Raw genomic sequence first — 25,781 nt, forward strand, 5'->3', positions numbered from 1 at the left:
CTAGGCATCTCGGGCCAGTCCCTTTTCTACCGCGCGGATCACTCGCTGGGTCTTACGATTGGGCTGGTCGCCACCGTTTGCCTGGCGAGCCAGTGCCCAGTCGATATGTTCGCGCACCATCTCATCGACCTCTTCACTGTCTCTGCGTGTCTCGAGCGCCGCGACTATCTCCTTTGATGTCGGTGCATTACCCAGGGCGACGGCGATGTTTCGCAGCCAGCGCTTGTGGCCGATACGGCGGATGGCGCTGCCCTCGGTAAACTTGAGAAATTCCGCCTCACTCCAGGCGAAGAGGGTTAATAGCTCTGGGTATTTGAGTGGATCCCGGGTGTGGAAGTCGCTTTCATTGGTAAGCGGCGCCTCACTGTTGACCGGGCAGACCAGCTGGCAGTCGTCACAGCCGTAGATACGATTGCCCATCAGCGGCCTGAACTTTTCAGGGATCGCTCCTTGAAGTTCTATGGTGAGGTAGGAGATGCAGCGCCTGCCATCGACCACATAGGGTTCGACGATAGCGTTAGTTGGACAAGACTTGATGCAGGCCACGCAGGTGTTGCAGTTTGCTTTTACTGGGATGTCTACCGGAAGGGGGAGATCGATTAGCAGCTCACCCAGGAAAAACCAGCTACCTGCCTCATGATTAAGCAGCAGGCTATGTTTACCTGTCCAGCCAAGTCCGGCTTTGTCGGCCAGAGGTCGCTCCAAAATGGGGGCCGAATCGACAAAAGGGCGATAGTTGGGGCGCTCAAGACCTAAGCTGGTCAGCTCGGCCTCTATCTGTTGGCCCAGCTTTTTTAGCCGGTTGCGGATCATCTTGTGGTAATCACGGCCACCGGCATAGCGAGAGATGTAGGCCAGATTAGGATCTTTCAGGTGAGTGGCAAACCCCGCTTCTGGCGGCAGGTAGTCCATGCGAGCCGAGATCACTCGTGTGGTGCCAGGGTGCAGCTCAGCGGGCCGGGCGCGCATCATGCCGTGACTGGCCATATAGTTCATCTCACCATGGTAGCCCTTGTCGAGCCAGGCCTGCAGCTTAGCTTCTTCTGCGCTGAGATCGGTATCGCAGATGCCTATCTGGGCGAAACCTAGCGCTTTACCCCACTGTTTTATCTTAAGGGCGAGTTGCTGCAATGCCTGGGGCGATAACGAACTGGGGTGAGACATTAGTGGTAACTAAGGGTGAGCGGTGGCGCCATGATAACAGTTTTGGCCAAGTGAACAAATCCCACAGCGTCTAGACCTCCGCTCTCTTGCCGCGCTATTGCTTTTTAACCTTTGGCTATTTATGTTGAACCTAAGGTCTGTGGCTTACCTCATCATGGGCTAGCATCTTTCTAGGGCCGTTCATTTTCTCGGGGAATCGTTTGATTAAGCATAGCTTGTGGTTTTTTTCGTTGTTGATTTTGTCGCTGCCCTGTACGGCGGCGTCGCTGCGCATGCTGACCGAGGAGTGGGCGCCGATGAGCTATCAGGAGGATGGCGTTCCCAAAGGCTACGGCGTCACTCTGGTGCAGCGGCTTGCCGAGAAGCTTGGGGAGACGGCCAATATCGAAGTCTTGCCCTGGGCGAGGGCCTATGCCATTGCAGATAGTGAGCCCAATATCTTGTTATTTGCGACCTCTCAAAATCAGCAACGCAACAGGCTGTTTGATTTTGTCGGCCCTATCGCCACCACTCGTATCTCTATCTACGCGAAAACGGCAGATGAACTCAGCCCAGGTTCAGTGGCTGAGCTCGATGCGCTTGGGAGTATTGGCGTGTATAGGGGCTCATTAGGTGAGTCTATGCTGAGTGAGCAAGGGGTCAACCATCTGACTGTGGCCAGCTTTCCACAACAATCGGCGCGTCAACTTAAGTACGATAGAATACGTTTCTGGTGTCAGGCTGACTTAGCGGTCACTCGCTTGTTGGCGGAAGTGAATATGGGGATAGAAGAGGTGTATCCGGTATTTGAACTGGCGCAGATCGATCTGTATTTGGCTTTTTCTAAAGGCACTTCGCCAGAGGTGGTGAACCGTTGGCTGGACGCCTTGTCTAGCCTGCAAGCATCGGGTGAGTTAGCGCGTCTCTATCAGGAATGGTTTCCCAGCTTCACAGCCCCCCAGCAGATCGAGCTTATCTCACGTCAGGATTAAGGGCTAGGCTTGGTCTAAGATCGCGCAGTTACGACCCGATGATTTGGCTTTGTAGAGAGCATCATCGGCGCGTTTGAGTAGATGCTCAAAACTCTTGTCACCATCTGTACTGGCAATACCGGCACTGATAGTGAGTTTGAAGTTGATATAGATATCGTCGAAGTTGCTGCTCTCTACCGTGGTCACCAGGCGCTGAGCAATATTAAGGGCCTGCTCGGCTGTCGTGCCGGGTAAGAGCACCAAAAACTCCTCGCCACCGACGCGGCCAACCAGATCCTGCTTACGCATCAAGCCGTTACTAATATTAGCCAGAGCGATCAGTACCTTGTCACCTATATCGTGACCATATTTATCATTGACCTTCTTAAAGTGGTCGGCGTCAAACAGGATAATTGATAGCGGCTGATGGGCCTCATCTTTAGATTTGAAGTAATTCTCCCCCTTGGAATAGGTGTATCGTCGGTTGGGGAGCTGGGTCAGATGATCGGTCAGGGCCAGAATCGACAATAGCTTAGACTTTTGTGATTGCTTGTAGGCGACAATGGAAAGAATGATCATTATGATGCAGCCAAGCACTATCACAGTCAGCTGCAAGTATTTGTTCTGTTTGAGAATAATTAGCTCGTTTTCTTTGACCTTTTGCAGTTCAATCAGCTGTTGGTTTTCACGTTCTATCTGCTCGGTATTAAAGCGGGTACGCATCTCTGTGGTGCGATTAGTCTGCAGGGTGGCATCCAGTGACTTGTGGGTCTGAATATAACTTAGCAGTGCCTCATAGGCTTGTTTCCAATTCTGCTCGGCGACGAAGATCTGGCTGTGCACCATATGCAGTTGTTCCAGACCGCGAGCATTTTTGATCTGCTGAAAGCTTTCCTTGGCCATATCGATATAGTCTAGCGCCTCCTGATAACGGCCTTCGTTTAAGGCCGATTGCGCTTGATAGAGGCGCATAAAGCTGTAGCTGGCACCAATCTCAGGCGTGATGAACCTTTGTGCCAATTCAAGATAGGGCTTGGCTTCCGCTTGACGGTGGAGCTGAATTAGCATGCCGGCGACATTGACGGCAGTATGGGCGCTGATCTCTTCACCTAAGGTATCTCGCCAATGTTGGTAGGCTGCTTTATGGTTGGAAAGTGCGGCCTCATATTCACCCAGCTCCTCCAGGGCATAAGCTATCTCAGTCTTGATGGAGTAAGCACCGTCTTTATCACCTGTCTTTTCGTACTGTTTTTCTAGCTTGTTATAGTATTTGATGGCGGTTTGTGGGTCGCCGAAGCGGCGGTAGCTGGTGGCCAGTTCAGTGAGATTGTAGATAGCCCAGTGTTGTAGGTTGAGCGATTCATACAGGTTTTGGGCCGTGATGAGATCTTCCAAAGCCTGGGCAAAATTGCCCTGAAAGGAGTAGATCGAGCCGCGAAGAGAGCGTGAGTCGGCGATCAATTTGGGAGATTCTATCAGGTAAGCCTCGGCGACAACCTTGTTGTACCCATCCATGGCCTCTTCTACTTCACCAAGTAGCTGATGCATAAAGGCACGGCATAGCCTTAAATCTGTTGCGGCTTCTGTCGAGGCAGATATACCTTCCGACAGTAATTTAAGATCGGTAAAGGCAATGGCTTTCTTTATCCCTTCCGGCTTAGAGACGTCGAAACTATTCCAGCACAGCACGGTTTGTAGTTTTAGATAGTGCTGGGTGTCTTCGGGGGTGATGTTGGCGGAGAGAAAGGCGAGCGCATCATTGATCTTCTGCTGATCTGCAAAATCGCCCTGTTCAAATTTGGCGAAAACAGCGTCCACCTCTTCGGCTATATCTTCCTCTGCCAGGCTAATAGTACTGTAGCCGTAGAGTGAAAGACCTAACCAAAGTAGCAAGAGGGTTAACCAGGATTTTGTTTTTGTTTTTCTTGTCATTTCTTTAGCTTGTCAACCTTGCTATGTGACCATTTAACCTTAGCACAGATGCCTTTTTTGTAACTATATTATACGGCTGGCAATTTATTGACAGTAAAAAGTATATTTTTTATGCGTTTATTTTTAACTTTTATATAACAAAGTGAGCGTTTTGCTTTTAGGTCTGACTAAGGTATAACGTCTTCTTTTATTTTTCCGCGCTTCAGACGGTGCCTAAGCACTGGTGATGAGCGAAGGGACTACGCAGTTGGCCCTATCTAATTGAGACATTTTTTATGAGTAAACCGAGTCAAGAGTACCAAGCCATTGCCGAGCAGGCCGCGCTGAATGTGTGCAATACAGTGATCCCTATGGACAAGATCCCATCAAACCTGATGGAGGCCTATGCTAACCTGTTTAATGAGCTGCTCAGCGACGAAGAGGGAAAATTTGGGCAAGCCTGGGATGCTTTACCAGCTAGCGCTAAGGGATTGTTGTCTCAGGCCGAGTTTCACGGTTTCTATATCGCTAATGCCTGGTTACAGTTGAGCCGTGTGGCTCAGGATATTGCCGAGCTGGCTGACAGTGATGAGGCGATAGAGGAGAAAGAATATAATGACATCTTTACCCGCCTTTCAGATGCCTCGCTCAAAGAGAGTGTGAAAAAGCTAAAGAAGGCCCGCACAGACAGGGCCTTACTCAATAGCATTAAGGCTGTGATTGTCGGTCAATAAACTTGACTGACGGGGCTGGCGTTATTTGACCGAAGCGATTTCTGCTGGCGTAAGATAACGCCACTCTCCCGGTGCCAAGGTGTCATCCAATAGGATCTCGCCGATAGATTCGCGGTGTAACCCAACGACCTTGTTCCCCACGGCAGCAAACATGCGCTTGACTTGATGGTACTTGCCTTCGGTGATGGTGAGTCTGGCCTGATGGCTATCCAACAGCGTTAGCTGTGCCGGTTTAGTGAGGCCATCTTCGCTACGCAGCGCAATCCCTTTGGCAAACTCCTCTACCCACTCCTCTTTTAGTGGGTCGGCAAGCTGCACCAGATAGGTTTTGCCACATTCCCGTTTTGGAGAGGTGACTCTGTGTGACCACTGGCCGTCGCTGGTGATCAACACTAGGCCTGTGGTATCGGCATCCAAGCGTCCGGCGATATGCAGATCATCCTTTTGGGGCAGATCAACGAGGTTAAGCACAGAGGGGTAAACCTCATCGATGGTCGAGCAGAGGGTATCAAGCGGTTTGTGCAGCATGATAAATCGCGGGCCGATTGGGCTGATAGGCTCGCCGTCCAGACAGACGCTATCGGTTTCCTTGACCTTAAAGCTGCCATCTTTGATGATCTTGCCATCCACGCTAACCTCACCGCGATGTAGCGCCTTCTTGGCGAGGGAGCGGGTGAGCGGGGTGGATTCACTGATAAATTTGTCGAGACGCACTGTATTACTCTAAGGTTTCTGCTTTGGGGCGACATTATGAGGCCACAGGCAGTAAAGGAAAAGTGTTAGCATGGCAAAACCTTCATTTAACTCAAGTGACAGCCAAGGAGCCAAATGCCAGATGGAGCCGTTAACCGAATTTGACAAGATGATTAGCTCACTGGAGTACAACTGCCTTGATGGCGATCTTCAGCGCCTTTGGCAACAGCGCCAGCAGGCCAATGCAAAGATGAATCGCCGGGCCGCGTTGGATCGCGACCTGCTGTGCCATGTCGATCCAGAGGCGGCGATCATGCTCCCCCTCTATATCAGTTATGGTGAAAACCTGCATATTGCGCCGCAGGTGTTTATTAATGTCAATGTCACCCTGCAAGACAACGCCGCTATCACCATAGGGCGGCAAACCATGATAGGCCCTAATGTGCAGTGTTACACCGCGAGTCATCCACTGCAGGCCGATCGGCGCTGTGAGGGCTGGGAGACGGCAAAGCCGATTCTGATCGGCGAGCGGGTATGGATTGGCGGCGGGGCGATCATTTTGCCTGGCGTGACCATAGGCGATGAAGCCGTGGTGGCCGCGGGTGCCGTGGTGACCAAAGACGTGGCCCCTAAGACAGTTGTCGGTGGCAATCCTGCGCGGGTGATCCGCGCCCTATAGTGGGTCTCATGTTACAGGTAAGGAAATCTTTACTTACACATGAGTGACCGGAAATTTGCCTTTGGTAAACAGATAAACTTGTTTACATCGACTCAATCCCATTAACATGTGTAGCTTGAAGCAGATTTTGCATCTTTTTGGCTTCGCCATGACAGTCGCATTGCTAACAAAAAACAATTAAGCATAAAAGGAATTCACATGAAAAAAGTTTTCGTTGGAGGGGTGTGTGCCTCTTTAATACTTGGTCTTAGCGCTTGCAACAGCGACCAGGCTGAAGTTAAGGCGCCAGAAACGGCCAAGACAGAAGCCGCCGTTGCCGTTGAACAGGCACTGACCTCGGGGATCGATTTTGCCAACTTCGATAAGTCTGTTCGTCCACAAGATGATTTTTATTCTTATGTAAACGGCACTTGGATCAAGAATACCGAGATCCCAGGGGACCGTACCAGCACAGGTGCTTTCTACGATCTGCGTGAAAAGTCTCGTGACGATGTTAAAGCCATTATCGAAGAGGTGGCGGCGACACCTAATCTAAAGCCTGGTACCGACGAGCAGAAAGTGGCCGATCTTTATCGCTCTTTCATGGATACCGAGCAGTTAGATAAGCTAGGCATCAAGCCAATCCAGAGCGAGCTAGACAAGATCGCCGCGCTTGAGAACAAAGATCAGCTGGTGGAATATTTTGCCCATAGCCAGATGATTGGTGGCGGTACTCCGCTGGCGTTTTATATCAACATAGATGCGAAAGATTCGAGCCGCTATGCAACCCATATCTGGCAATATGGTTTGAGCCTGCCGGAGAAAGATTACTACTTCAATGAAGCAGAGCGTTTCGTCAATATTCGTAAGGCGTTCGTGGCGCATATCGAGAAGATGTTTACCTTAGCCGGTTTAGCAAACGCCAAAGAGAGTGCCGAGCAGATCCTGGCACTGGAAACCGCTATCGCCAGCCGTCACTGGGACGTAGTCGAGTCGCGTGACAGCACTAAGACTTACAACCTGTATCAAGTGGCTGATCTGCCTAAGCTGGCACCGGATATCAACTGGAACGGTTATCTTAAGACCCTGGGCGGTGACAAGCAGGCCGATATCATTATTAATCAGCCAAGCTATATCGAAGGTTTCAACGAAGTACTGAAGGCGAACGACCTGTCTGTGTGGAAGACCTACATGACTTGGCAGACGCTAACTCACTTTGCCGGTAACTTGAGCTCAGATCTGGATCGTGAAAACTTTGAGTTCTTCTCTAAAACGCTTAACGGTCAGGCAGAGCAACAGCCTCGTTGGAAGCGCGGTGTGAGCACGGTTAACAGCCTGCTGGGTGAAGTGGTTGGTAAGGTTTATGTGAAGCGTCACTTCAAGCCAGAAGCTAAGCATCGTATGCAGGAGTTGGTTGAAAACCTGCGCCGCGCCTATGGTGAAAGCATCGATGGTTTAGAGTGGATGAGCCCAGATACTAAGGTTGCGGCCAAAGATAAGCTGGCTAAGTTTGATCCCAAGATCGGTTACCCTGATCGTTGGGAAAACTATGACAAGCTAACCATTAAGGCTGACGATCTGGTGGGTAACAGTATGCGCGCAAGCCAACTAAGCCACGAGAAGGAGCTTGAGAAACTAGGTTCACCTATCCGTAAGTGGGAGTGGCACATGACGCCACAGACGGTTAATGCCTACTACAACCCGACCATGAACGAGATCGTGTTCCCTGCTGCTATCTTGCAACCGCCTTTCTTTAACATGGAAGCAGACGATGCGGTGAACTATGGCGGTATTGGCGCCGTGATTGGTCACGAGATGGGTCATGGTTTCGACGACCAAGGGGCTAAGTTCGACGGCGAAGGCAATATGCGCGACTGGTGGACTGAGCAAGATCTGCAAGAGTTTGCTAGTCGTGGTAAGGCACTGGTTGAGCAGTACAACAACTATGCGGTGTTTGATGACCTGAATGTTAATGGTGAGCTCACCTTAGGCGAGAACATTGGCGATCTTTCTGGCGTGACTATCGCATACAAAGCCTACAAAATGTCACTCAATGGCAAAGAAGCACCGGTTATCGATGGCCTGACTGGCGATGAGCGCTTCTTCATCGGCTTTAGCCAGATCTGGCGTGCCAAGATGAAAGAGGAAGCGATGCGTAACCGTGTGGCGACCGATCCACATTCACCGGCTAAGTTCCGTGCCGTGGGCGCCCTGTCTAATATGCCTGAGTTCTACAGCACCTTCGACGTTAAAGAAGGTGACGCTATGTATATTGAGCCCAGCAAGCGTGTGAAGATCTGGTAACCTGTTATTTCAATAGTTAAAAAGAGCGCCTAGGCGCTCTTTTTTATGACATTTTTGATAAACAATTGTTCATCACCCATTCAGCTTGGATTAAGTGAGTGCTGGCTAGATTAAAGGTTCGAGGTTAACGCTATTACCGAGGACGGTTATGAATAAGTTGTTTCGACCTTTTTTTATTTTCCTGTTATTAGTCTCCACGCGCAGTGCCTTAGCGGTTAATTACGATGCCCTAAACGATACTAAGGATGATCGAGGCAGCTATGCGCAGAAACAAACATTTAGCAAAGACCAGCATGGTCTGCATGCCATTGCCAGCAGCTCTGCTGTCAGCATTCATCAGGCCAGCCAAGATTTAGATAGCCTTTATGCCTTAGCGGGCGAGGCGCAACAGGAACTGGCTGCGCTGCTCGAAGGGCTTAATTTTGCGCAGCGTTACCAACTGATGCTCCCCGAAGTGAAAAGCTATGAGCGTGCCAAGGCTAAGATAGCGGCCAAGTTTGACGGAGATGCCAGCCGCATTACCGATCTCGCCAGAGCCAGTCTGGTAGCAGATGATATTCAGGGCTTGATGACAGCCTATGAGGCATTAAATAGTCAGGTTAAGGTGTTGCAGGTGAAAAACCGTTTTGCCGCGCCTAAAGCCTCAGGTTATCGTGACCTCAACCTCTTGGTGCAACTGCCCGAGACCGGCATGATTGCCGAGGTGCAGCTGCACCTTAAAGGGATCGCCGAGATTAAAAGCGGTGATGAACATAAGGTCTATGAACAGATACAGGCCATCGAAGCGCGCGCTAAAAGTCAGTCTCGTGAACTGAGTGAGCTGGAACAGGCGCAGATCACCGCGCTGCGTCAAGAGTCTCATAAGCAGTATCACAAAGCCTGGCTTTACTATAAGCGCTTAGATAGTGCCGAGCTGCTAAACGCTGCGGCATAGTCTGCTGGCCTGTGTAGTGAAATTGCATTAACAATCTGCGGTTAAAGGGATTATACTTGCGGCCATTAGCCCATTAAGAGCAGACGATAATGCACGATCTTATCGAGCAACTAAGGGAACTGAACCAAACGGTTCCCGTGCCACTGGAACTGCCCAGCTTCGATCAACTGGTGGAAGTCGAAGAGCAGATACTGATCCCTTTGCCTTCAGAGTTAAAGGAATATCTGTTATATGCCAGTGACGTGATTCACGGCACTTTAGAGCCGGTGACTGTGAGTGATCCCTATTCCCATACTTATCTTCCCGAGGTGACCTCTTATGCCTGGTCTATCGGCTTGCCGAGGGAATATATTGCCATTTGTCAGCAGGGTGATGACTTTTACTGTATCGATCAGGAAGGTCAGGTGATGTTGTGGCAAGACGGCGAACTGGACGAGGATAGCTGGGAGTCATTTTGGCAGTGGGTGGAAGAGGTGTGGATCCCCTCTTAGCGCGAGTTAACGATTAATTACATTTGGAAATCATGATGGCAAAAAGTGCTGAATTAAATGCGATAGAAATTAAATATTTGCGTCACTCATTAGGTCTAAGCGCGGCCCAGGTGGGCGAGCTGAGCAAGTGTAGTGAAGCCGATGTCTTGGCCTGGGAAGCGGGCGAGGCTGAAGTCTCTGGTCTGGCGGCTAAGAGGCTACTGGAGCTTGATGAGACCATTGAGATGCAGGTGCTTAACACCTGTGATGGTATCGAAGAGCTGTTTAGTAAAGAGCCTAAGCGTCGCCTGAGTTTCGTGGTGTACCCAACGCAGGCTGTTTATACCCAATATAACCCTGAGTTTTTAAGCTCATTACCACTGACTGAGCTTTATAACACCGCCGCCTGGCGTATCAAGAAAGAGTGTAAGCTGGTGCTTGAAGTGGATGTGACTCTAGTGCCGCTGGATGTTGAGGCTTACAAGGCTTACCGTGAAAAGGAAGGCCTGAAAGAGAGCCGCGAGAGCCGTGCCAAGTGGGCCGCTACTCAGCTATGAGTCACCGCATGACTTAACAACAGAAGCCCCGATCGTTATATTGGGGCTTTTTTAATTATCTTTCATCTTTAAACCGTGTTGCTTCAACGGGCCCAATGCTATCTTGTGCAAATATTACCTAAAAGTTAACTTTATTTGGACAAGGATATGTACCAAGTCGAGGCGTCTCGCCAGCTAACCTCACGCCTAGTTATTATCGCCGCGCTTATCTATCTGCCGTTGGTCGAGAGCTTGTTACCCGGTCTGTTTGGGGCCTTGTGGGTTAATCCAAGCTTTATGCTCGAGGTGCAACCTGTGGCCCTGCTGATAAAGTTAATTGCCGTGCTTGTTGGATTATCACTACTCGGTCGCTTTCGTCGTCAAATTGCTCAAGTTATCAAGGGCAACTGGCCAGTAACTTTCGTTATGGGGCTAAGTTATTTGTTGGGCGCCGCGCAGCTTATTTTCTTAGCCTTGGGTTTGTTTATGAGCCTAGTGTTTAATGCACCAGTGAAAGAACAGAGTCAGTTTAAGCGTTTTGAAGATTACGCCATCTGGGTGCAGACCATAGATCCTGGGGCCATGGGCAAGGCTTACCATAGGGTGTGGTTGCAGTGTGATTTACCTGTGTGGCGCTATCAGCTGAAGCCGATTAAAACCTTGGATTGGGTGGGCGACTATAAGATGAGTCTGGATGATCATACCTTGACTATCGGCTCAGGGGGAGGTGATATCGAGCTGGATCTCTCCGAGGTGCCGGGTTGTCAGTCAGCCTAAAAACTCACGCTGTAGCAGCATAGTGATGCTCAGATCACTATGCTGTCGTGATATCCCTAATCCACGGCCTTTGCGGCTATGGCTTCGGTTTTCTCTAGCGCGCGGGCTAGCGCCGGGCGGCTCTTCATTCTGTCCCTAAAGGCGGCCAGTTTGGGCGGGATCTGCTGCTCAAACACAGTGGCCCACATCAGGGTATGGGTTAACATGATATCTGCCACGGTCGGTTTATCGCCGAGCAGAAACTCACTATCGGGCAAGAGTTGTTCAGCAATGGCGGCGGCCTTGTCGAACTCCCACACCGCGACCGGTAAGATCTCTGGGTGACGCTGGGCCTCCGGCAGGGCAAATTTATGTTTGCCCATGGTCCAAAGCGGCTGCTCTAGCTCACTGATGATAAAGCTCATCCATTGATGATAATGACCGGCCTCTGGCGTGCCAGGGATGGGCAGAAATTGACCTTGCCCATATTTTTCAGCCAGGTATTGGCAGATTGCCGCCGATTCGGTCAGCACCAAATCGTCATCTTGAATGACGGGGATTTTGCCACTGGGGTTCATGGCCAAAAAGGCCTCGCTGCGGTTGTCGCCCTTGGCAAAGTTGATGAAATGAAATTGCCAATCGACATCCAGCTCTTCCAGCAACCAAGAGACACGCAACGCGCGGCTTCTTGGGGTTCCATATAGAGTGATCATCCTTTTCCTCGCTCAGTGTTGGAGAAGTGTTGAGTGTAATAAAAAATGGCATCCAAGTGGATGCCATTTTTGTGAAAGTGTAGGTTAGAACCTCATACTCACCTTAGTGTAGAAATAGCGACCCATAGGATTGTGGGTAGCAATCACGTAGCCGTAGAGGTCAGTGTCACCATCACCGATAGCAAATGGTGGCTCTTCATCTAACACGTTGTTGATGCCAACACTCCATTTGATGATGTCGTTAAAGCGGTAGGAGGCTGATATATCCACCAGTAGCTGTGCATCAACCATTCGTGACTCATTCTCTTCAAAATCGAGGACGCCGTCGAAGTTGATGTCTGGCGTATCTTCAAACTCACCTATGTAGCTGAAGTTGATGTTGGCGGCAAAGTCATCCATGGTCCAGTTTGTGGTGAGCAACCAACGATGTTGTGGGTAGCGATATTCACCAGTGTAATCTAGCTTGTCTTTCTCAAAATTGTGTAGGTAGCTGTATTCCAGTCCAAATTTAAGTTCGCCGTAACTATCAAACTCTAAACCATAATGGCTGGATACATCCACCCCTTGCACCTCTTGTGAGCTGAGGTTAATAAAGCTCGAGTGGATCAGGCTGATAGGGCCTAAAGATTGTCCTGGCTGCGGCGCCAGACGCTCACACACAGTGCTATTTTGATCGTTACAGTTAGCCAGGTAGATCTCACCTAGCGGCTGCTTATCGATCTTATTGTCCTGAGTGATGCTAAAGACATCGAAGCCAACATCAAATTTTTGGGTTGGTGCCCAAATCAGGCCCGCATTCCAGGTTTCTGATTCTTCGGCATCCAGGTCTGAGTTACCGGCAAACTCGGTGTTGTAATCCAGAGCGGTACAGTCGACATTGTCAGCATCGCAGCGGTAGGTATCGATAAAGAAACTACTTTCTCTCGATGGGCCAAGACCGATTTGTGCCAGCGATGGTGCGCGAAAGCCCGTTGCCCATGATGCGCGTGCCGTTAGCTCATCTGTGATCCCCCACTGGAAGGCGACCTTAGGGTTTGTGGTTGAACCAAAATCGCTATAGTGGTCATAGCGGCCAGCCAGTTGTAGCTCAAAGTTGTCTGTGACTGGAATAGAAAATTCCACATAGGCGGCGTATTGATCGCGATCCGCTTGAGCTGACACGGCTTCGGTACCGAAGATAAGCCCGCGCTGGAACTGATCATCTGGAACATCACTCACATCCTCTTCACGGTACTCAATACCCGCAGCCATCATCACTTCGCGATCGGCCAGGGTAAAGGCAGGTCCAGTGATGCTAGCATCATAGGCGGTCAGGTGTGACACCCCCTGGCGAACCAGGCTGGTGGTGATACGGTCGATCACCTCTTGAGGGTTCATGGTGCCACCGAAGGGGTTGTAATTTCCGGCATCGATCTCAGCTTGCAAGAAGTCGGTTCTTACCCAGCCCTGGCTTCTGTCACCTTTTTGGGTCGATTCGCTGCGACCTTTTTGGAATGAGACTTCCCAGTCCCACTCATCCATTGAACCACGCAATCCAGCGACCATACGCAGGGTGTCAGATTCGATGTCCCAGCGACGTGCGCCGGCATCGACGGTACGGTAACGGCCGATCTCGATATCCGTACCCCAAGGATTGTTGGGGTGGGTACCGGGTACGGTCAGCATGGCATCTTCATCCAGAGGCGTCGGTGCGCCGCCAGCTTCAGAGGTGTTGTGCTGCGCCGCGACTTCGAGGAATGCCGTTAGCTCATCAGTCAGGTTATAGTCGAACTGGGCGATGGCGCCTACACGTTCTGCGGCAGGAATGGTGAGGTTATAAGGGCCATAGTCGAACAGGCAGCTGCCGCTGGCAGTGGCTGAGTCAGGCGGGCAATCTGGATCTATCGTCTTGACGCCATCGACATAGAAGTAGCCCGGGAAACCGCGTGATGAACGGAAATCTTCACCGCCGTATGGACTTTGATTCGCTGTACCGAAGCGACCCATCTCACTGGCGGCTAGGGTGTTGTTTTTAAAGTAGTCGAGAATGATAGAGGCGCTGCCCTTATCCGATTGCATGCCCCACAGCATGCTAGCGCTTTGTTCATCATAACCAGAGTCAGAGGCATCACCATAGCCTAAGTTAATTTCTAGCCCTTCGAAGTTTTTACGCAAAACGATGTTTACCACACCGGCGATGGCATCAGAGCCATAAATCGCTGAGGCGCCATCTTTTAGGATATCGATGCGTTCGATGGCAGAGATAGGAATATTGTTAATGTCGACGAAGGAGTTGGTGATCCCTTCGGCAAATGAGCTGATGGCTACGCGGCGACCATTGATTAGTACCAAGGTCGCATCTGGGCCCATGCCACGCAGACTGATAGAGGCGGCGCCATTGGCGGTTGAGTCTTGACTGTTTCCACGGGTAGAGAAGGCCCCTGCACCGTTGGCCGGCATACGTTCCAGTAACTGTTGTAGGTTATCGAAACCCATGTTGGCAATATCGTCTTTGTTGATCGACTGGATAGGCGATGGGCCTTCAATGTCAGTACGTTTAATACGAGAGCCTGTGACTTCGATACGTTCAACATCATCGTTGGCATATACGTGAGGGGTTAGCGCAAGGGTAATGGCGATAGCGCAAGCGCTGGGCCAGTATTGAGGTCTTTTCATGATTATCCCTAATTTATCTTTATATTTATATTCAGTGACTACCTCTTCACTACCGCCACCATTCGTCACCTTTTGTTACGGTAACGTTACTAAACTAATCGCTAATGTAACAAAGTCAATAGGGCGAACTGCTAACAAATGTAAATAAATAAACGCATGATTTTGATTGATTAATGCCTTCTCTCTTGGCATTGTCATAGGTTATTTCAACCTAAGGTGTGTCAGGAGATAGGAGTGATGATGGAAGAGAATACACTGCTCGAAGCCAGGTTTAGCCCTAAGCTCGGGCTCTATTGGTTGACCTCGGGGGCTGTGCTTTTAGGGGTGACTGTTGTCGGTATTCCTCTGCTTCTGCTCTGGATTCCTCTGGGACTATTAGTGACCAATCGTTATATCGCCAATATGAGTGCCGAGCTGACGACCAAGAAGTTAATTGTGCGCAAGGGGATACTTACCCGCACCGAAAATACCGTGCCGCTGGATAAGATCACCGATATGGCGATGATTCAGGGGCCTTTGATGCGCCTGTTCGGCATTCATAAACTGACCATTGAAACTGCAGGCCAGTCTGGTGCTGGTGCCTTGATTAGCCTGACAGGTGTGGAAGAGGTTGCCGAGTTTCGCGCGGCCGTGATGGCGCAAAAAAGTGCCTTGAGTGAAAGCCAGATAAGGCCCGAGGCGAAAGCCGACTTGGCGACTCAGACCTTAGCCTGCTTGCAGAGTATTAGTGAGACGCTAGTGCGCATCGAAGCCAGGTTAACACCGCCATCTGAGGCAGATAAGGCTCAGCAAAGCAGCCTGAGCACTGGAGAATAAACCCAGTGGAGCCATTATCTGTAACCGCCCCGAATTTGACACTTTGGCAGCAGTCTACGCGCCTTTTTAGAGCCACCGGGCCAGGCCTCTTGATGGCGGCCGCGGCCATCGGCGCCTCCCATTTAGTGGCCTCGACCCGCGCCGGTGCCGAGTTTGGCTGGCAGCTCGCCTGGGTGATCTTACTGGTTAACCTGCTCAAATATCCCTTCTTTGCCGCCGGAGCACGTTACACGGCAGCCACGGGTGAGAGCCTGCTGCACGGTTATCAGCGGCAGGGGCGCGGGTATCTGATCCTCTTCTCAATACTCAACGCCCTGGCGGCGGTCGCCAGTACGGCCGGGGTCGCCATGTTAACGGCGGCGCTGCTGACTCAGTTTATTCCCTTGCCTATCGATCTCCTTGCGCTGATCGTCTTGCTGGCCAGCCTACTATTGCTGGTACTTGGCCACTACCGGGTGCTCGACAAGGTGACTAAGGTGATCATGCTCTGTTTGACGGTCACCACCCTGAGCGCAGCGGCGTTGGCCTTTAATGCCGAGTCTATTTTGACGCCGGGTTTCGTGTCGCCTTCACCTTGGCAGTGGGCTCATGTGGGGTTCTTGGTGGCCATGATGGGCTGGATGCCTGCGCCGATAGAGGTCAGTTGCTGGAACTCTCTGTGGCTGCTGGAGAAGCAGAAACAGCAGCAGGTGACGCCCAAGCAGGCGCTGTTCGATTTTAATTTAGGCTTTATCACCACGGCAGTCTTGGCCCTGGTGTTTCTCTCGCTCGGCGCCATGGTGATGCACGGCTCTGGGGTGCACTTTTCGCCCTCTGGTGCCAAGTTTGCCGAGCAGTTGATCCAGCTCTACAGTCAGGTGCTGGGTGAGGGAAGTCGTTACCTGATCGCCCTGGTAGCACTCCTCTGTATCTTCAGCACCACAGTGACTGTGGTCGATGGTTATAGCCGGACTTTGGCCTTGAGTGTTCAATTGTTGAGAGGCGAAGAGGCTAGCGAACGCGGCCTAAATATTATCATGCTGTTGGTGAGCGCCTTGGGACTTGGGATCATCTTGTTCTTCAAGGGAGCGCTATTGCCGCTGCTGCAGTTTGTGATGACCCTGGCCTTTATGACCACCATCATCTTTGCCTGGCTCAATTACTGTTTGATGACCAGTGACAATTTGGCGCCGAGTGCTCGCTATGGGCTGGCCATGCGACTGCTTTCTTGGATAGGTATGGCTTATCTGTTAGGGTTTGCGGCTTTATTTATATATTGGAAATGGCTCGGCTGAGTCATGGAGGCTGATAAGGCCGCCGAAACCACATGGATGAAAACAAGATGAGAAAGCGTATCAGATTGGCTAGCCTATGCCTGCTGGCCAGCCTATTGGGCACTAGCCCGTTAGTTCTGGCGGCGCCGAGTGAGGTAAAAGCCGACCTAAGCCAGACAGGCAATGTGGCACTGGGTCGTAGTTTGGATGCGATCATCGCCGATAATGAGCGACCCTTTTACGGCTTAGTCGCCCTGATGCAGGGCGGTAATATCGTCTACCTCAAGGGCGATACCTATCAAGAGGGAACCCCTCCCACACTCGATAGCCGCTTTATGTTGGCCTCTCAGAGCAAGATGATCACTGCCGCCCTGGTGATGCAGGCGGTTGCCGATGGACAATTTACTTTGGATGATAAGGTTAATCCCTATCTGAAAGCGGCCGGTTTGGCGAGCTACGACGAGCGAATAACTATAGATCAGCTGCTCAGCCACAGCTCGGGGATAGCGCCGCAGGGTAAGGCCAATCGCTTCGCGCCGGGCAGTGACTTTCAATACTCCAATTTAGGCTATCAGGTGCTGGCTCAGTTGCTTGAGGCACAGTATCAGCAGTCTTTTGCCTCTTTAGTAAACCGCTTCTTAGCCTCTCATGGCGTTAGTGGCATCAGGGCCCAGTTAGGAGCGCAGCAAGGGCTGATTCAGGGTATAGAGATCGGCTCTGGTGAACCTATAGAGTATGAGGTACAGATGAACCTGCTACCCGGTGGTGGCATGACAGGCACTGCCTCGGGTCTGTTAAATTATTTACGGGCCTTGCATGGCGGTAACTTGCTACCTGATGCTCAATATCAGGCGATGATAACGCCGAGGGTGTTACGTCCCCATCGCTGGTCGTCACTCTATTACGGCTATGGGGTGCAGGTGAATCTCCAGGGCATCAAAGAGTACAGTCACTCAGGCTATCTGCCGGGTTATCAGTCTCTGAGTCTAAGCTATCCCGAGTACGACACTTACCTAGTGGTGCTGGAAAACGCCTCCTGGCCTCTGGATGACATGGATAAGGTGTTTGGTCTGCATGACAAACTGCGCCTGGCGCTACAAGATGCCTTGTTGCAGGGCAGTGAAAATAAAGCGGCTTCGCAGGGGCAAAGTCGGCTATAATGTCGTCCCAGAGGCAGGCGCACCCGCGCGAGCCGATTATTTAAGAACTTAAGCCATGATTAATAACGATATTTTACGCCGTTTACGCTTTGTATTTGATTACAAAAATGCCAAGATGATCAAGATCTTCGCCAAGGTCAAACATGAGATGGACCAAGAGGTCTTGCTCAACATGTTGAAGAAAGAGGCCGAAGAGGGTTACAAGCCTTGCAATGACAAGACGCTTTGTTTGTTTCTGGATGGTTTGATTATCGAGAAACGTGGCCTGCGTGAAGGCGCCGAGATCCCATCTCCAGTCTCTCAGTTAAACAACAACCTGATCTTTAAGAAGTTAAGGATCGCACTGGAGATGCGTGAAGAGGACGTTATCGAGACCTTGGCCCTGGCCGATTTCAATATGAGCAAGTCTGAGCTGGGCGCCCTGTTTAGAAAGCCCGGCCATAAGCATTTCAAGGAGTGCGGTGATCAGGTGCTGCGTAATTTCTTAACTGGCTTGTCGATCAAATATCGCGGTAAGTAAATCCTATCATTTGCTAAAGGCGCGGCTCAGGCCGCGTTTTTTTATGCCTGCAGTTTGGTCAAAGCGATGGGTGTTTAAAACAATAGGGGTGTGAAAATAATCAAAAAAATGATCGACGGAAAGGCAACAAAGATCACACTTTGTGGTAATCTTGCCAAAATTGATAGCACAGCCATTCCACCATACCCACAGATAGAGAAAAGGTTACCAATGGACGATAATAAACGCCCGCTATATCTTCCTTTTGCCGGCCCAGCCATTCTTGAAGCACCCTTAATCAACAAGGGGAGTGCTTTTACCGAAGAGGAGCGTATCTTCTTTAACCTCGAAGGCTTGCTGCCCCATGTGATTGAGACTATCGAAGAGCAGGCTTCGCGTGCCTATGATCAGTACAAAAACTTCAGCAATGATCTCGACAGGCATATCTATCTGAGAAACATTCAGGACACCAACGAGACCCTCTATTATCGTTTGGTGCAAAACCACATTACCGAGATGATGCCGATCATCTATACCCCGACGGTTGGTCTGGCTTGTGAGCGTTTTTCAAAAAACTATCGTCGTAACCGTGGCCTGTTTATTTCTTATCCCAATAAAGATCGTATCGACGATATCTTGAATAACTCGACCCGTCAGAAGGTGAAGATCATCGTGGTCACAGATGGCGAACGTATCCTAGGTCTTGGGGATCAGGGGATCGGCGGCATGGGTATCCCTATCGGTAAGCTGTCGCTCTACACCAGCTGCGGTGGTATCAGTCCGGCTTATACGCTGCCCATTACCTTAGATGTAGGCACAGATAACCCGCATCTGCTGGAAGACCCTATGTATATGGGTTGGCGTAATCAGCGTATTGGCGGTGAAGAGTACGCCGAGTTTGTTGAGGCCTTTATGGAGGCGGTCAATAGACGCTGGCCGGATGCTTTGATCCAGTTTGAAGATTTTGCCCAGAAAAACGCCATGCCGCTGCTGGAGCGTTACAAAGACAGATATTGTTGTTTTAACGACGATATTCAGGGTACTGCTGCAGTGACAGTGGGCTCCTTGTTAGCGGCCTGTAAGGCGGCGAAGACTAAACTCAGTAAGCAGCGAATCGCTTTTCTCGGTGCCGGTAGCGCAGGTTGTGGTATCGCCGAGGCGATCATCGCCCAGATGGTCTCTGAGGGGATAAGCGACGAGCAGGCTCGCCAGCAGGTCTTTATGGTCGATCGTTGGGGATTATTGCAAGACAATATGCCTAACCTGCTGCCATTTCAGCAGAACCTGGCGCAAAAGGTGGCCAAGGTTGAGGGCTGGAATACCGAGAGCGAGAACATCTCTCTGCTGGATGTGATGAATAACGGTAAACCAACCGTATTGATTGGTGTATCTGGAGCCCCGGGTCTGTTCAGTGAAGAGATCATCAAGGCGATGCACGCGCACTGTAAGCGTCCTATCATCTTCCCACTGTCTAACCCAACCAGTCGGGTCGAGGCTACGCCAAAAGATATCCTGCACTGGACTAAGGGCCAGGCGCTGGTGGCAACCGGTAGTCCGTTTGAGCCTGTGGTGATCGAGGAGCAGACCTATGAGATCGCCCAGTGTAATAACAGCTATATTTTCCCAGGTATCGGCCTGGGCGTGCTGGCGTCTGGCGCCAAGCGTGTCAGCAATGAGATGTTAATGGCATCGAGCCGCGCGCTGGCAGAGTGTTCTCCTTTGGCCAAAGAGGGTGAGGGCTCCTTGCTACCAGCACTGGAAGATATTCATGCGGTCAGTAAGCATATTGCCTTTGCGGTAGGCAAAGTGGCGATAGAACAGGGTCATGCGCTGCCTTGTAGTGATGAGCTCTTGGTACAGACGATAGAAGATAACTTCTGGACGGCGGAATATCGCCGTTATAAGCGTACCTCTTTCTAAACGCACCATTAAGTGTCTGTATAAAAAGCTGCCCTAGGGCAGCTTTTTTGGTTTTAGGCTTTGATGAAATTTTGCTATTGCTCACAAAGTGTTAATACAAAACATGATCCTGTTTGCACTTCCTTTGTTCGGTATCGTTTTTTAAGTTTCGCTTAATCTTGGCTGGTAAAGCTGGCGTGAGTAACACCCTGTATTTGGTGAGTAAGGCCTTGTCTTGCTCGCCTGTTTGCGCGGTGAAAACGTTAGATTTAGCTATTAAACTTGCTGATACCAGGAGCCCAAGATGAAAAAATTAGCTACCTTAGCCGCCGGCCTGCTTTTTGCCGGTGCTGCCGCTGCTGTCGATTGTAGTGATTGCCACGAGTCAATCGATATCACTATGCATACCGAGTCAGAGGCAACACTCGCGACCTGTAATGATTGTCATGCCTTAGGTGATAACCATGCGCCGGATGCAGAGATTCATATGCCTGAGTTGACCATTAAAGAGTGTACCGATTGCCACGGTATGGAATAAGGCACTGCGCGAGCTGATTTGAGCGCATAAAAAAGGGCCCTCTATGAGGGCCCTTAGATTATGTCGAAATTAACGACAGGTTTTCTTTTGCCAACTGCGGTTTAGTGCAGTTTACGGCGTCCAGCCAACAGGCCAAGTAGACCCAGTGCCAGGAAGCCAAGGCTACCACCCGAGTCACTATCATTTGACTCTTCTGGAACTTCTGGCGCAGGTGCGGGTTCCACACCATCTGAGTTCACTGTCAGCATAAAGCTGGTTGAGTCGGCATCAGACGGATAGGCCATGTCATGCACAGTAACGGTAACCATGGTTTCACCATACCAGTCTTTAGTTGGTGTGATAACAACAGTGTCACCTTCGGTGGTCGCACTGATATTGTCACCACTGACCTGAATACCATTTACAGTGTTTTTCAGATCTGTGTAGGCCACAGTTAGCGTAAGCGTGCTGTTTTCCTCGATGCTTTGGTCACCAATAGCAACAAGCTTCAGGTTGCTTGGTGCACTGATCACTTCCGATACAGTAATCATTTCTGAATCACTGTATTGGCTTGATACGGTAACCGCATTATCAAGGCCAACGGCGTTCGCCGATACACGAGCAGAGAAGGTGACGGTCAGACCTGAGCTTTCAGGACCCTGATAGTTAGCACACACCAGCATGCCTTCAGCCACTTTCTCATCCACATTATTGAATGCAAACCCATCGTTTAACCAGCCACCGACAGGGGCAAAAGTCATACGTTCACCATAGTAACCATGCAGACCGATAGAGCCGAAATGAGCATTAAAGGTTTCCATGGACTTATAGCCGAACATCATCTCATGCTGACCCGGAGCAAAATCGATCTTGGTTGAGATAATGGTCTCAATATCGAAGAAGGCATCAGGATCAGGGTTATTGTTACCGGTGAACATGTTGCGTACTTCGCTACCGCCTTTCCATTGGAAGACATAGTAGTCACCCATGACAGCGCCGTAGACGTTGTTTATTGGTTCACCACGATCCATATCAAAGCGAGGGTCTGACATCATCACGTCACCACGCCAGAGCGGCGCAACTATCGTATCAGGGAAGTCCTGGAAGCTATCGTTGAATTCACGATGATAGTTATAGAAATCAGGCAGCTCATCGAACTTCACATAACCAAATGGTGAGATCCCCAAGATATCATGAAGCATATCTTTTTCTGCACCGTATAGCGGCACATGAGGTAAGCCATTAGATGACATGTTTAACGTCAAGTAGCGGTTAGAATAGCCTGTAATACCCATTGCTGAGCTCGGTAGGTTATAACTGAGATCGACATAAAGCTCATCATCGAACTGCAGCTCGCTAGGGACTCGGCAGGTAGCATCTTCGACACTTGTGGTAAATACATAGTGACGCTTAGTCGCGACCGAAGAGGGTTGCACAGCATTAAAGCTAATGGTGTTGCCGTCAACTGTCATCGCCTCGGCATACTCTGGGTAGCCGGCAACGCTAATTGAGTCCTCGATAAGCTGTAAGCCTGGGTCTAGTTCGGTGCTCAAGCTGAATTCACGCTCGCCACCGAGTAGGTTAGGGGCAAGTGATACTTCGAACTCGACAATATCGCCTGCTTTGGCAGCGCTTTGGCCGGCGGTTACCTGGGTGTCGCTGCCGCTGTGAATCAGCTGCACCGGAATATAACCTAGGTTGGCATTGTTATAGCTGTCGCTACCAATACCCATATAGCCGTAGTAGATATCACCTTCTTCTGCGTCGGGTAAATCATAGTTGAGCTGCACACGGTATGGATCCATACCATTGGTCATCTCTGGGCCTGAGGCGACGAGATTACCCTCGTCTTGGTCACCAATAATGGCTAACGCTAGGGTGAAGTTATCTGCAAGATTGTCGGGGTCTTCATATTCATACTTGTAGTTAACCGCGTAGGCCCAGTATTTTCCAGGCGTAGGGTTGTTGATAGCGCAGAAATCATTGCTATCTAGCGTTGAATAACAGATCGCCTCATCTAACCACTGAATGTCAGCATCTTCATTAACGTCTTTACCTAAGTAGATAGACGCGTAGGCATTTAAATCGGCATGAATGACTTCCCAAACGATACGCTTAGTACCTTCGGGTACGTCGAAGAAACGTACTACCTGGCCATCGGCTTCTCGCTCTGCACGGTTAGCATAACCTCTGGCGTCGCTGCGCTTCATCTGCGCATCAATGCGCTCAGCTTTCACTAATCCATTGCTTTCATAGTTAAACTGCTGAATTTCTTCGGTGTGAATTTCAGGTGTCAGCAGATGACCTTGTTTGCGATGGATCTTGCCCATCACATTCTCAGGCATGCTGGTGCCGCTGTAGCGTATGCTTACAGGCAGGTGCTGCATTGGCATGTCGCTGGCACTTGGCGTTAGAGTCACATCTCCGAGTAAACGCAGAGAAGATGAGTCAGCACCTGGTGCCTGAACTTCTAGCACTTTTGCCGTTAGTATGATGGATTGCGACTCGCCTGCGGCCAAGGTGAAGCTTGCAGGAGACACCTCCAATGACAACATGTCAGCCCCTTCCATGGTTAATGCCTTGGCATCGACCGTCCAAGTACCGTCTTGAGTGGCGGTAAAGGTACGCATCATGGTACAGGTGCCGTTACAGCTTTCATTGAAGAAGTAAGGCAAGTTCAAGCTGCTGACAGTACCACCATTTTTAGGGTTGGCGGCGCGGTAGTTATCGGCAGTTTCATCCATGATGAGGCCGGCCTTGTATGCCTTAGCCACATTGATGACACCGCTACCCGCATCGTTGAAGCTAGCGGCTTCAACGCCATCGGGACGGTAGCTTTCGATACTGCGAGTCACCCCCTCTAAGCTTGCGGTGGTCATTAGTGCCGATTGAATTTGCGCAGGGGTCCAACTTGGTTGCGCTTGTTTCAATAGCGCCATCGCACCTGCAACATGTGGGGCAGCCATTGAGGTGCCGCTGATCGCATTATAGTCACCTGGCGTACCTACCGCTGTCATTGGCATGTCATCTGCCCAAGCGGCATACACGTCAACACCTGGTGCGGCCAGGTTAGGTGACATTACTTCTGGGTTAGCAAAGTTATGACCACGAGAGGAGAAGTCGGCCACATAATTGGCATCTCGAGTCTTAGTTACTACGGTAGAGGCGGTAATAGTCAGTCTGTGATCGCTGCCGTTAGCCAGCCATTTAGATAGGCCATACCAGTTGTTAGATGCATCGCCATAATAGGCGCTATAAGGCACATGAATGCCAGGGATTACGAAAGGATCGTTAGCGATAGTTTCTGAGCTGCTGGCATTACGTAAGATGATTGCGCCAGCACCACCTGCGGCAACGTTTACGGCTTTATCAACTCGGGCTATATCACCGCGCTTACAGACGACGATAGGCGCCACATCAAATGGTGTTCCATCTGGTGCAACGTCAAAGAAGCCTGCTGGGAAGGGGTCGTTACATTTTTCGTATTGCCAACCATAGGCCTTGGCGTCTACAACCGGACCTGTATAGCTGTCGGTTATCCCGCCGCCTTCAATATCAGCAAGGGGTTGATCGCCACCGGTTACGCCGGTGAGCATCTTGCCTTCAACGCCAAACTCACGGCTGTGAGTGGTGGCGGCAACTGAGGTCACCCAAGGAGAAAGGTGGTCAATGGCGCCATGTCTTTGGCTAGCAACCGTTGGGTCGAAAGAGTTACCTGCAGATGCGGCAACCGAGATACCGGCTTCACGAGCTGCCAAGAACGCCATTTCCATTGGGTCTTCCCAAGGGAAATTACCAAAGGCTTGACCAATTGAATAGTTAATTACATCCACGCCATCTGCAATCGCATCTTCAAGACCTGCGAGCAGCGCAGAGCCAGGGCAGCCGCGAAACTCGTTTAAGGTGCCGTCACCTGGGTGACAAACTTGATACATGATGATGTTGGCATTGGGCGCAACCCCCGACATGCGAGGAAGTTCAAGGTTGGTCGCTTTACCATCACTGGTGACGCCAACATCCGTTACCATATATGGCTTATTTAACAGTACGTTACCGGCAGCTGTCGAAGCGGTGTGTGAGCCGTGACCATTATAGTCCTCACCATTTTGCGGACGCACAGGCCCAGTGATCTCCCACCATTTTTTTTCGGGCTGGAAGCTGGCTTCTGTGTAAGAGTCGGTAATGATAGGGTATGAACGAACACCAATAAGTTTGTCGTTACACATATTGGCGAACTCTTCTATTTCACAGTCGCCTAAATAGTGCTCGTAACGCGCGGGCAAGGTATGGACATAACCATCATCGCCTTGGGCTGAAAACGACACGTGGTCGGTGTTGATACCGGTATCGAGAACACCTATTACAATGCCTTTACCTGTATAGGCTGTTCCAGTCACTTCACCGGTCCAGAATTTGTCGGCACCTATATGCTGTGGACCCACATCAGTGTGTAGCTCGTAGATCCTTTCACGGGTCACGCTGACCACATTAGGTAGATTAGCCACCTTGGCAGCCTGATCTTGCGTCATGCGCATAGACATACCGTTGAAGGCCAACTGATATTGCGCCAGGGTTTCGTTTGCCCCGACTGTGCTCGATATTTGTGAAATCATCGCATCTTGTTGGCTTTTAAGATGAGAGCGATAAGCTTTTACAGCTGAGCTGTTTAGGTCAATTTTGTTATGTAAATCTGGGCTTAAACTTGCAGGGATCGTATTGCTTCTTGCAGAAGTAGCTTGAAGACCTGCCTTACCGCCCTGGTATAGCGATACCGGCTTGTCTGACAATTCGATAATGTAGGTTTGCTCACCTTGAATATCGGCTTCAAATTGGAATGGCACTTTGCGGTTTTCATCACTAAAGGCGCGGTGTACATTTCGGCCTACAGTCGGTTGAGTCTCTGCAGATGCATCAGGAAAAGCGCGATCGCGAAAACGATCTTCATTAGATCGTATTACCTCGTCGGTGACTTTAATGGGTTTAATTTGAGCGCCAGCTGGCGTCGTTTGTGCGCTTTGTATAGCACTGGCTCCGACAGCGCCAGCATAGATTGCTGCCACTGTCATGAGCGTTATTTTCTTCAATTTCATTGATCGTTCCCTTTTTCTTCTTTTTCAAAGCTTGGGCTTGGGTGCAAAAGTAAGGTACTCGTACAACTA

General features: G+C 50.4%; 20 protein-coding genes. 14 read left to right on the forward strand and 6 right to left on the reverse strand.

Annotation, left to right across the window (positions count from 1 at the left end; all coding sequences use genetic code 11):
* The gene (gene queG / locus L2712_RS09505) at window positions 1-1,164 is read right to left on the reverse strand and encodes a tRNA epoxyqueuosine(34) reductase QueG (protein ID WP_248977635.1); all 1,164 of its coding nucleotides are present in this window, start codon (window positions 1,162-1,164) and stop codon (window positions 1-3) included.
* A 200-nt stretch (window positions 1,165-1,364) separates the two neighbouring features.
* On the opposite strand from queG, the gene L2712_RS09510 reads away from it, so the two are divergent.
* Entirely contained in the window at window positions 1,365-2,135 is a 771-nt protein-coding gene (locus L2712_RS09510; protein WP_248977636.1) for a substrate-binding periplasmic protein, read from the forward strand.
* 3 nt (window positions 2,136-2,138) lie between these two features.
* Here the strand turns inward: L2712_RS09510 and L2712_RS09515 are convergent, their stop codons facing one another.
* Window positions 2,139-4,046 (reverse strand): sensor domain-containing diguanylate cyclase, encoded by a 1,908-nt coding sequence (locus L2712_RS09515; RefSeq protein ID WP_248977637.1) that lies wholly within the window; start codon window positions 4,044-4,046, stop codon window positions 2,139-2,141.
* A gap of 275 nt (window positions 4,047-4,321) precedes the next feature.
* Here L2712_RS09515 and L2712_RS09520 point away from each other — a divergent pair, with 275 nt between their 5' ends.
* On the forward strand, window positions 4,322-4,759 hold the full coding sequence (locus L2712_RS09520) for a DUF3069 domain-containing protein (protein WP_248977638.1): 438 nt from the start codon (window positions 4,322-4,324) through the stop codon (window positions 4,757-4,759).
* Between the two features lie 21 nt (window positions 4,760-4,780).
* Here the strand turns inward: L2712_RS09520 and rsuA are convergent, their stop codons facing one another.
* On the reverse strand, window positions 4,781-5,473 hold the full coding sequence (gene rsuA / locus L2712_RS09525) for a 16S rRNA pseudouridine(516) synthase RsuA (protein ID WP_248977639.1): 693 nt from the start codon (window positions 5,471-5,473) through the stop codon (window positions 4,781-4,783).
* A gap of 70 nt (window positions 5,474-5,543) precedes the next feature.
* On the opposite strand from rsuA, the gene L2712_RS09530 reads away from it, so the two are divergent.
* The 6 genes from L2712_RS09530 to L2712_RS09555 all read left to right on the forward strand — a co-directional run bounded on the left by L2712_RS09530 (window position 5,544) and on the right by L2712_RS09555 (window position 11,131).
* Window positions 5,544-6,131 carry a sugar O-acetyltransferase gene (locus L2712_RS09530; protein ID WP_235363963.1) on the forward strand — a complete coding sequence of 196 codons (588 nt, stop codon included), beginning with the start codon at window positions 5,544-5,546 and terminating at the stop codon, window positions 6,129-6,131.
* A 198-nt stretch (window positions 6,132-6,329) separates the two neighbouring features.
* On the forward strand, window positions 6,330-8,414 hold the full coding sequence (locus L2712_RS09535; RefSeq protein ID WP_033540635.1) for a M13 family metallopeptidase: 2,085 nt from the start codon (window positions 6,330-6,332) through the stop codon (window positions 8,412-8,414).
* A gap of 148 nt (window positions 8,415-8,562) precedes the next feature.
* Entirely contained in the window at window positions 8,563-9,348 is a 786-nt protein-coding gene (locus L2712_RS09540; protein WP_248977640.1) for a RelA/SpoT domain-containing protein, read from the forward strand.
* Window positions 9,349-9,437: 89 nt separating this feature from the next.
* Window positions 9,438-9,839, forward strand: coding sequence for an SMI1/KNR4 family protein (locus L2712_RS09545; RefSeq protein WP_088904005.1), 402 nt, complete (start codon window positions 9,438-9,440; stop codon window positions 9,837-9,839).
* A gap of 35 nt (window positions 9,840-9,874) precedes the next feature.
* The gene (locus L2712_RS09550; RefSeq protein WP_248977641.1) at window positions 9,875-10,375 is read left to right on the forward strand and encodes a DUF4447 family protein; all 501 of its coding nucleotides are present in this window, start codon (window positions 9,875-9,877) and stop codon (window positions 10,373-10,375) included.
* A 147-nt stretch (window positions 10,376-10,522) separates the two neighbouring features.
* Entirely contained in the window at window positions 10,523-11,131 is a 609-nt protein-coding gene (locus L2712_RS09555) for a hypothetical protein (RefSeq protein ID WP_248977642.1), read from the forward strand.
* A 56-nt stretch (window positions 11,132-11,187) separates the two neighbouring features.
* On the opposite strand, the gene L2712_RS09560 is transcribed toward L2712_RS09555, so the two are convergent.
* Window positions 11,188-11,823 carry a glutathione S-transferase family protein gene (locus L2712_RS09560; RefSeq protein WP_033540640.1) on the reverse strand — a complete coding sequence of 212 codons (636 nt, stop codon included), beginning with the start codon at window positions 11,821-11,823 and terminating at the stop codon, window positions 11,188-11,190.
* Between the two features lie 84 nt (window positions 11,824-11,907).
* Window positions 11,908-14,478 carry a TonB-dependent receptor gene (locus L2712_RS09565; RefSeq protein WP_033540641.1) on the reverse strand — a complete coding sequence of 857 codons (2,571 nt, stop codon included), beginning with the start codon at window positions 14,476-14,478 and terminating at the stop codon, window positions 11,908-11,910.
* Window positions 14,479-14,718: 240 nt separating this feature from the next.
* Here L2712_RS09565 and L2712_RS09570 point away from each other — a divergent pair, with 240 nt between their 5' ends.
* From L2712_RS09570 to L2712_RS09595, 6 genes are all read left to right on the forward strand, one after another.
* Window positions 14,719-15,294 (forward strand): PH domain-containing protein, encoded by a 576-nt coding sequence (locus L2712_RS09570; protein ID WP_248977643.1) that lies wholly within the window; start codon window positions 14,719-14,721, stop codon window positions 15,292-15,294.
* Between the two features lie 35 nt (window positions 15,295-15,329).
* Window positions 15,330-16,568: an Nramp family divalent metal transporter gene (locus L2712_RS09575; protein ID WP_283104807.1), complete on the forward strand. Its 1,239-nt coding sequence runs from the start codon at window positions 15,330-15,332 to the stop codon at window positions 16,566-16,568.
* A gap of 47 nt (window positions 16,569-16,615) precedes the next feature.
* Entirely contained in the window at window positions 16,616-17,707 is a 1,092-nt protein-coding gene (locus L2712_RS09580; protein WP_248977645.1) for a serine hydrolase domain-containing protein, read from the forward strand.
* A 55-nt stretch (window positions 17,708-17,762) separates the two neighbouring features.
* Complete coding sequence (locus L2712_RS09585; RefSeq protein WP_248977646.1) at window positions 17,763-18,227, forward strand: YehS family protein; 465 nt, start codon at window positions 17,763-17,765, stop codon at window positions 18,225-18,227.
* Between the two features lie 210 nt (window positions 18,228-18,437).
* A complete protein-coding gene (locus tag L2712_RS09590; protein WP_248977647.1) occupies window positions 18,438-20,126 on the forward strand; it encodes an NAD-dependent malic enzyme in 1,689 nt (562 codons plus the stop codon).
* Between the two features lie 283 nt (window positions 20,127-20,409).
* On the forward strand, window positions 20,410-20,643 hold the full coding sequence (locus tag L2712_RS09595) for a hypothetical protein (RefSeq protein ID WP_088904011.1): 234 nt from the start codon (window positions 20,410-20,412) through the stop codon (window positions 20,641-20,643).
* Window positions 20,644-20,744: 101 nt separating this feature from the next.
* Here L2712_RS09595 and L2712_RS19125 read toward each other — a convergent pair whose 3' ends face one another.
* Window positions 20,745-25,712 carry a S8 family peptidase gene (locus tag L2712_RS19125; RefSeq protein WP_283104797.1) on the reverse strand — a complete coding sequence of 1,656 codons (4,968 nt, stop codon included), beginning with the start codon at window positions 25,710-25,712 and terminating at the stop codon, window positions 20,745-20,747.
* Window positions 25,713-25,781: the final 69 nt, after the last annotated feature.

The organism is Shewanella marisflavi (assembly GCF_023283925.1).
GTDB classification, from domain to species: domain Bacteria; phylum Pseudomonadota; class Gammaproteobacteria; order Enterobacterales; family Shewanellaceae; genus Shewanella; species Shewanella marisflavi.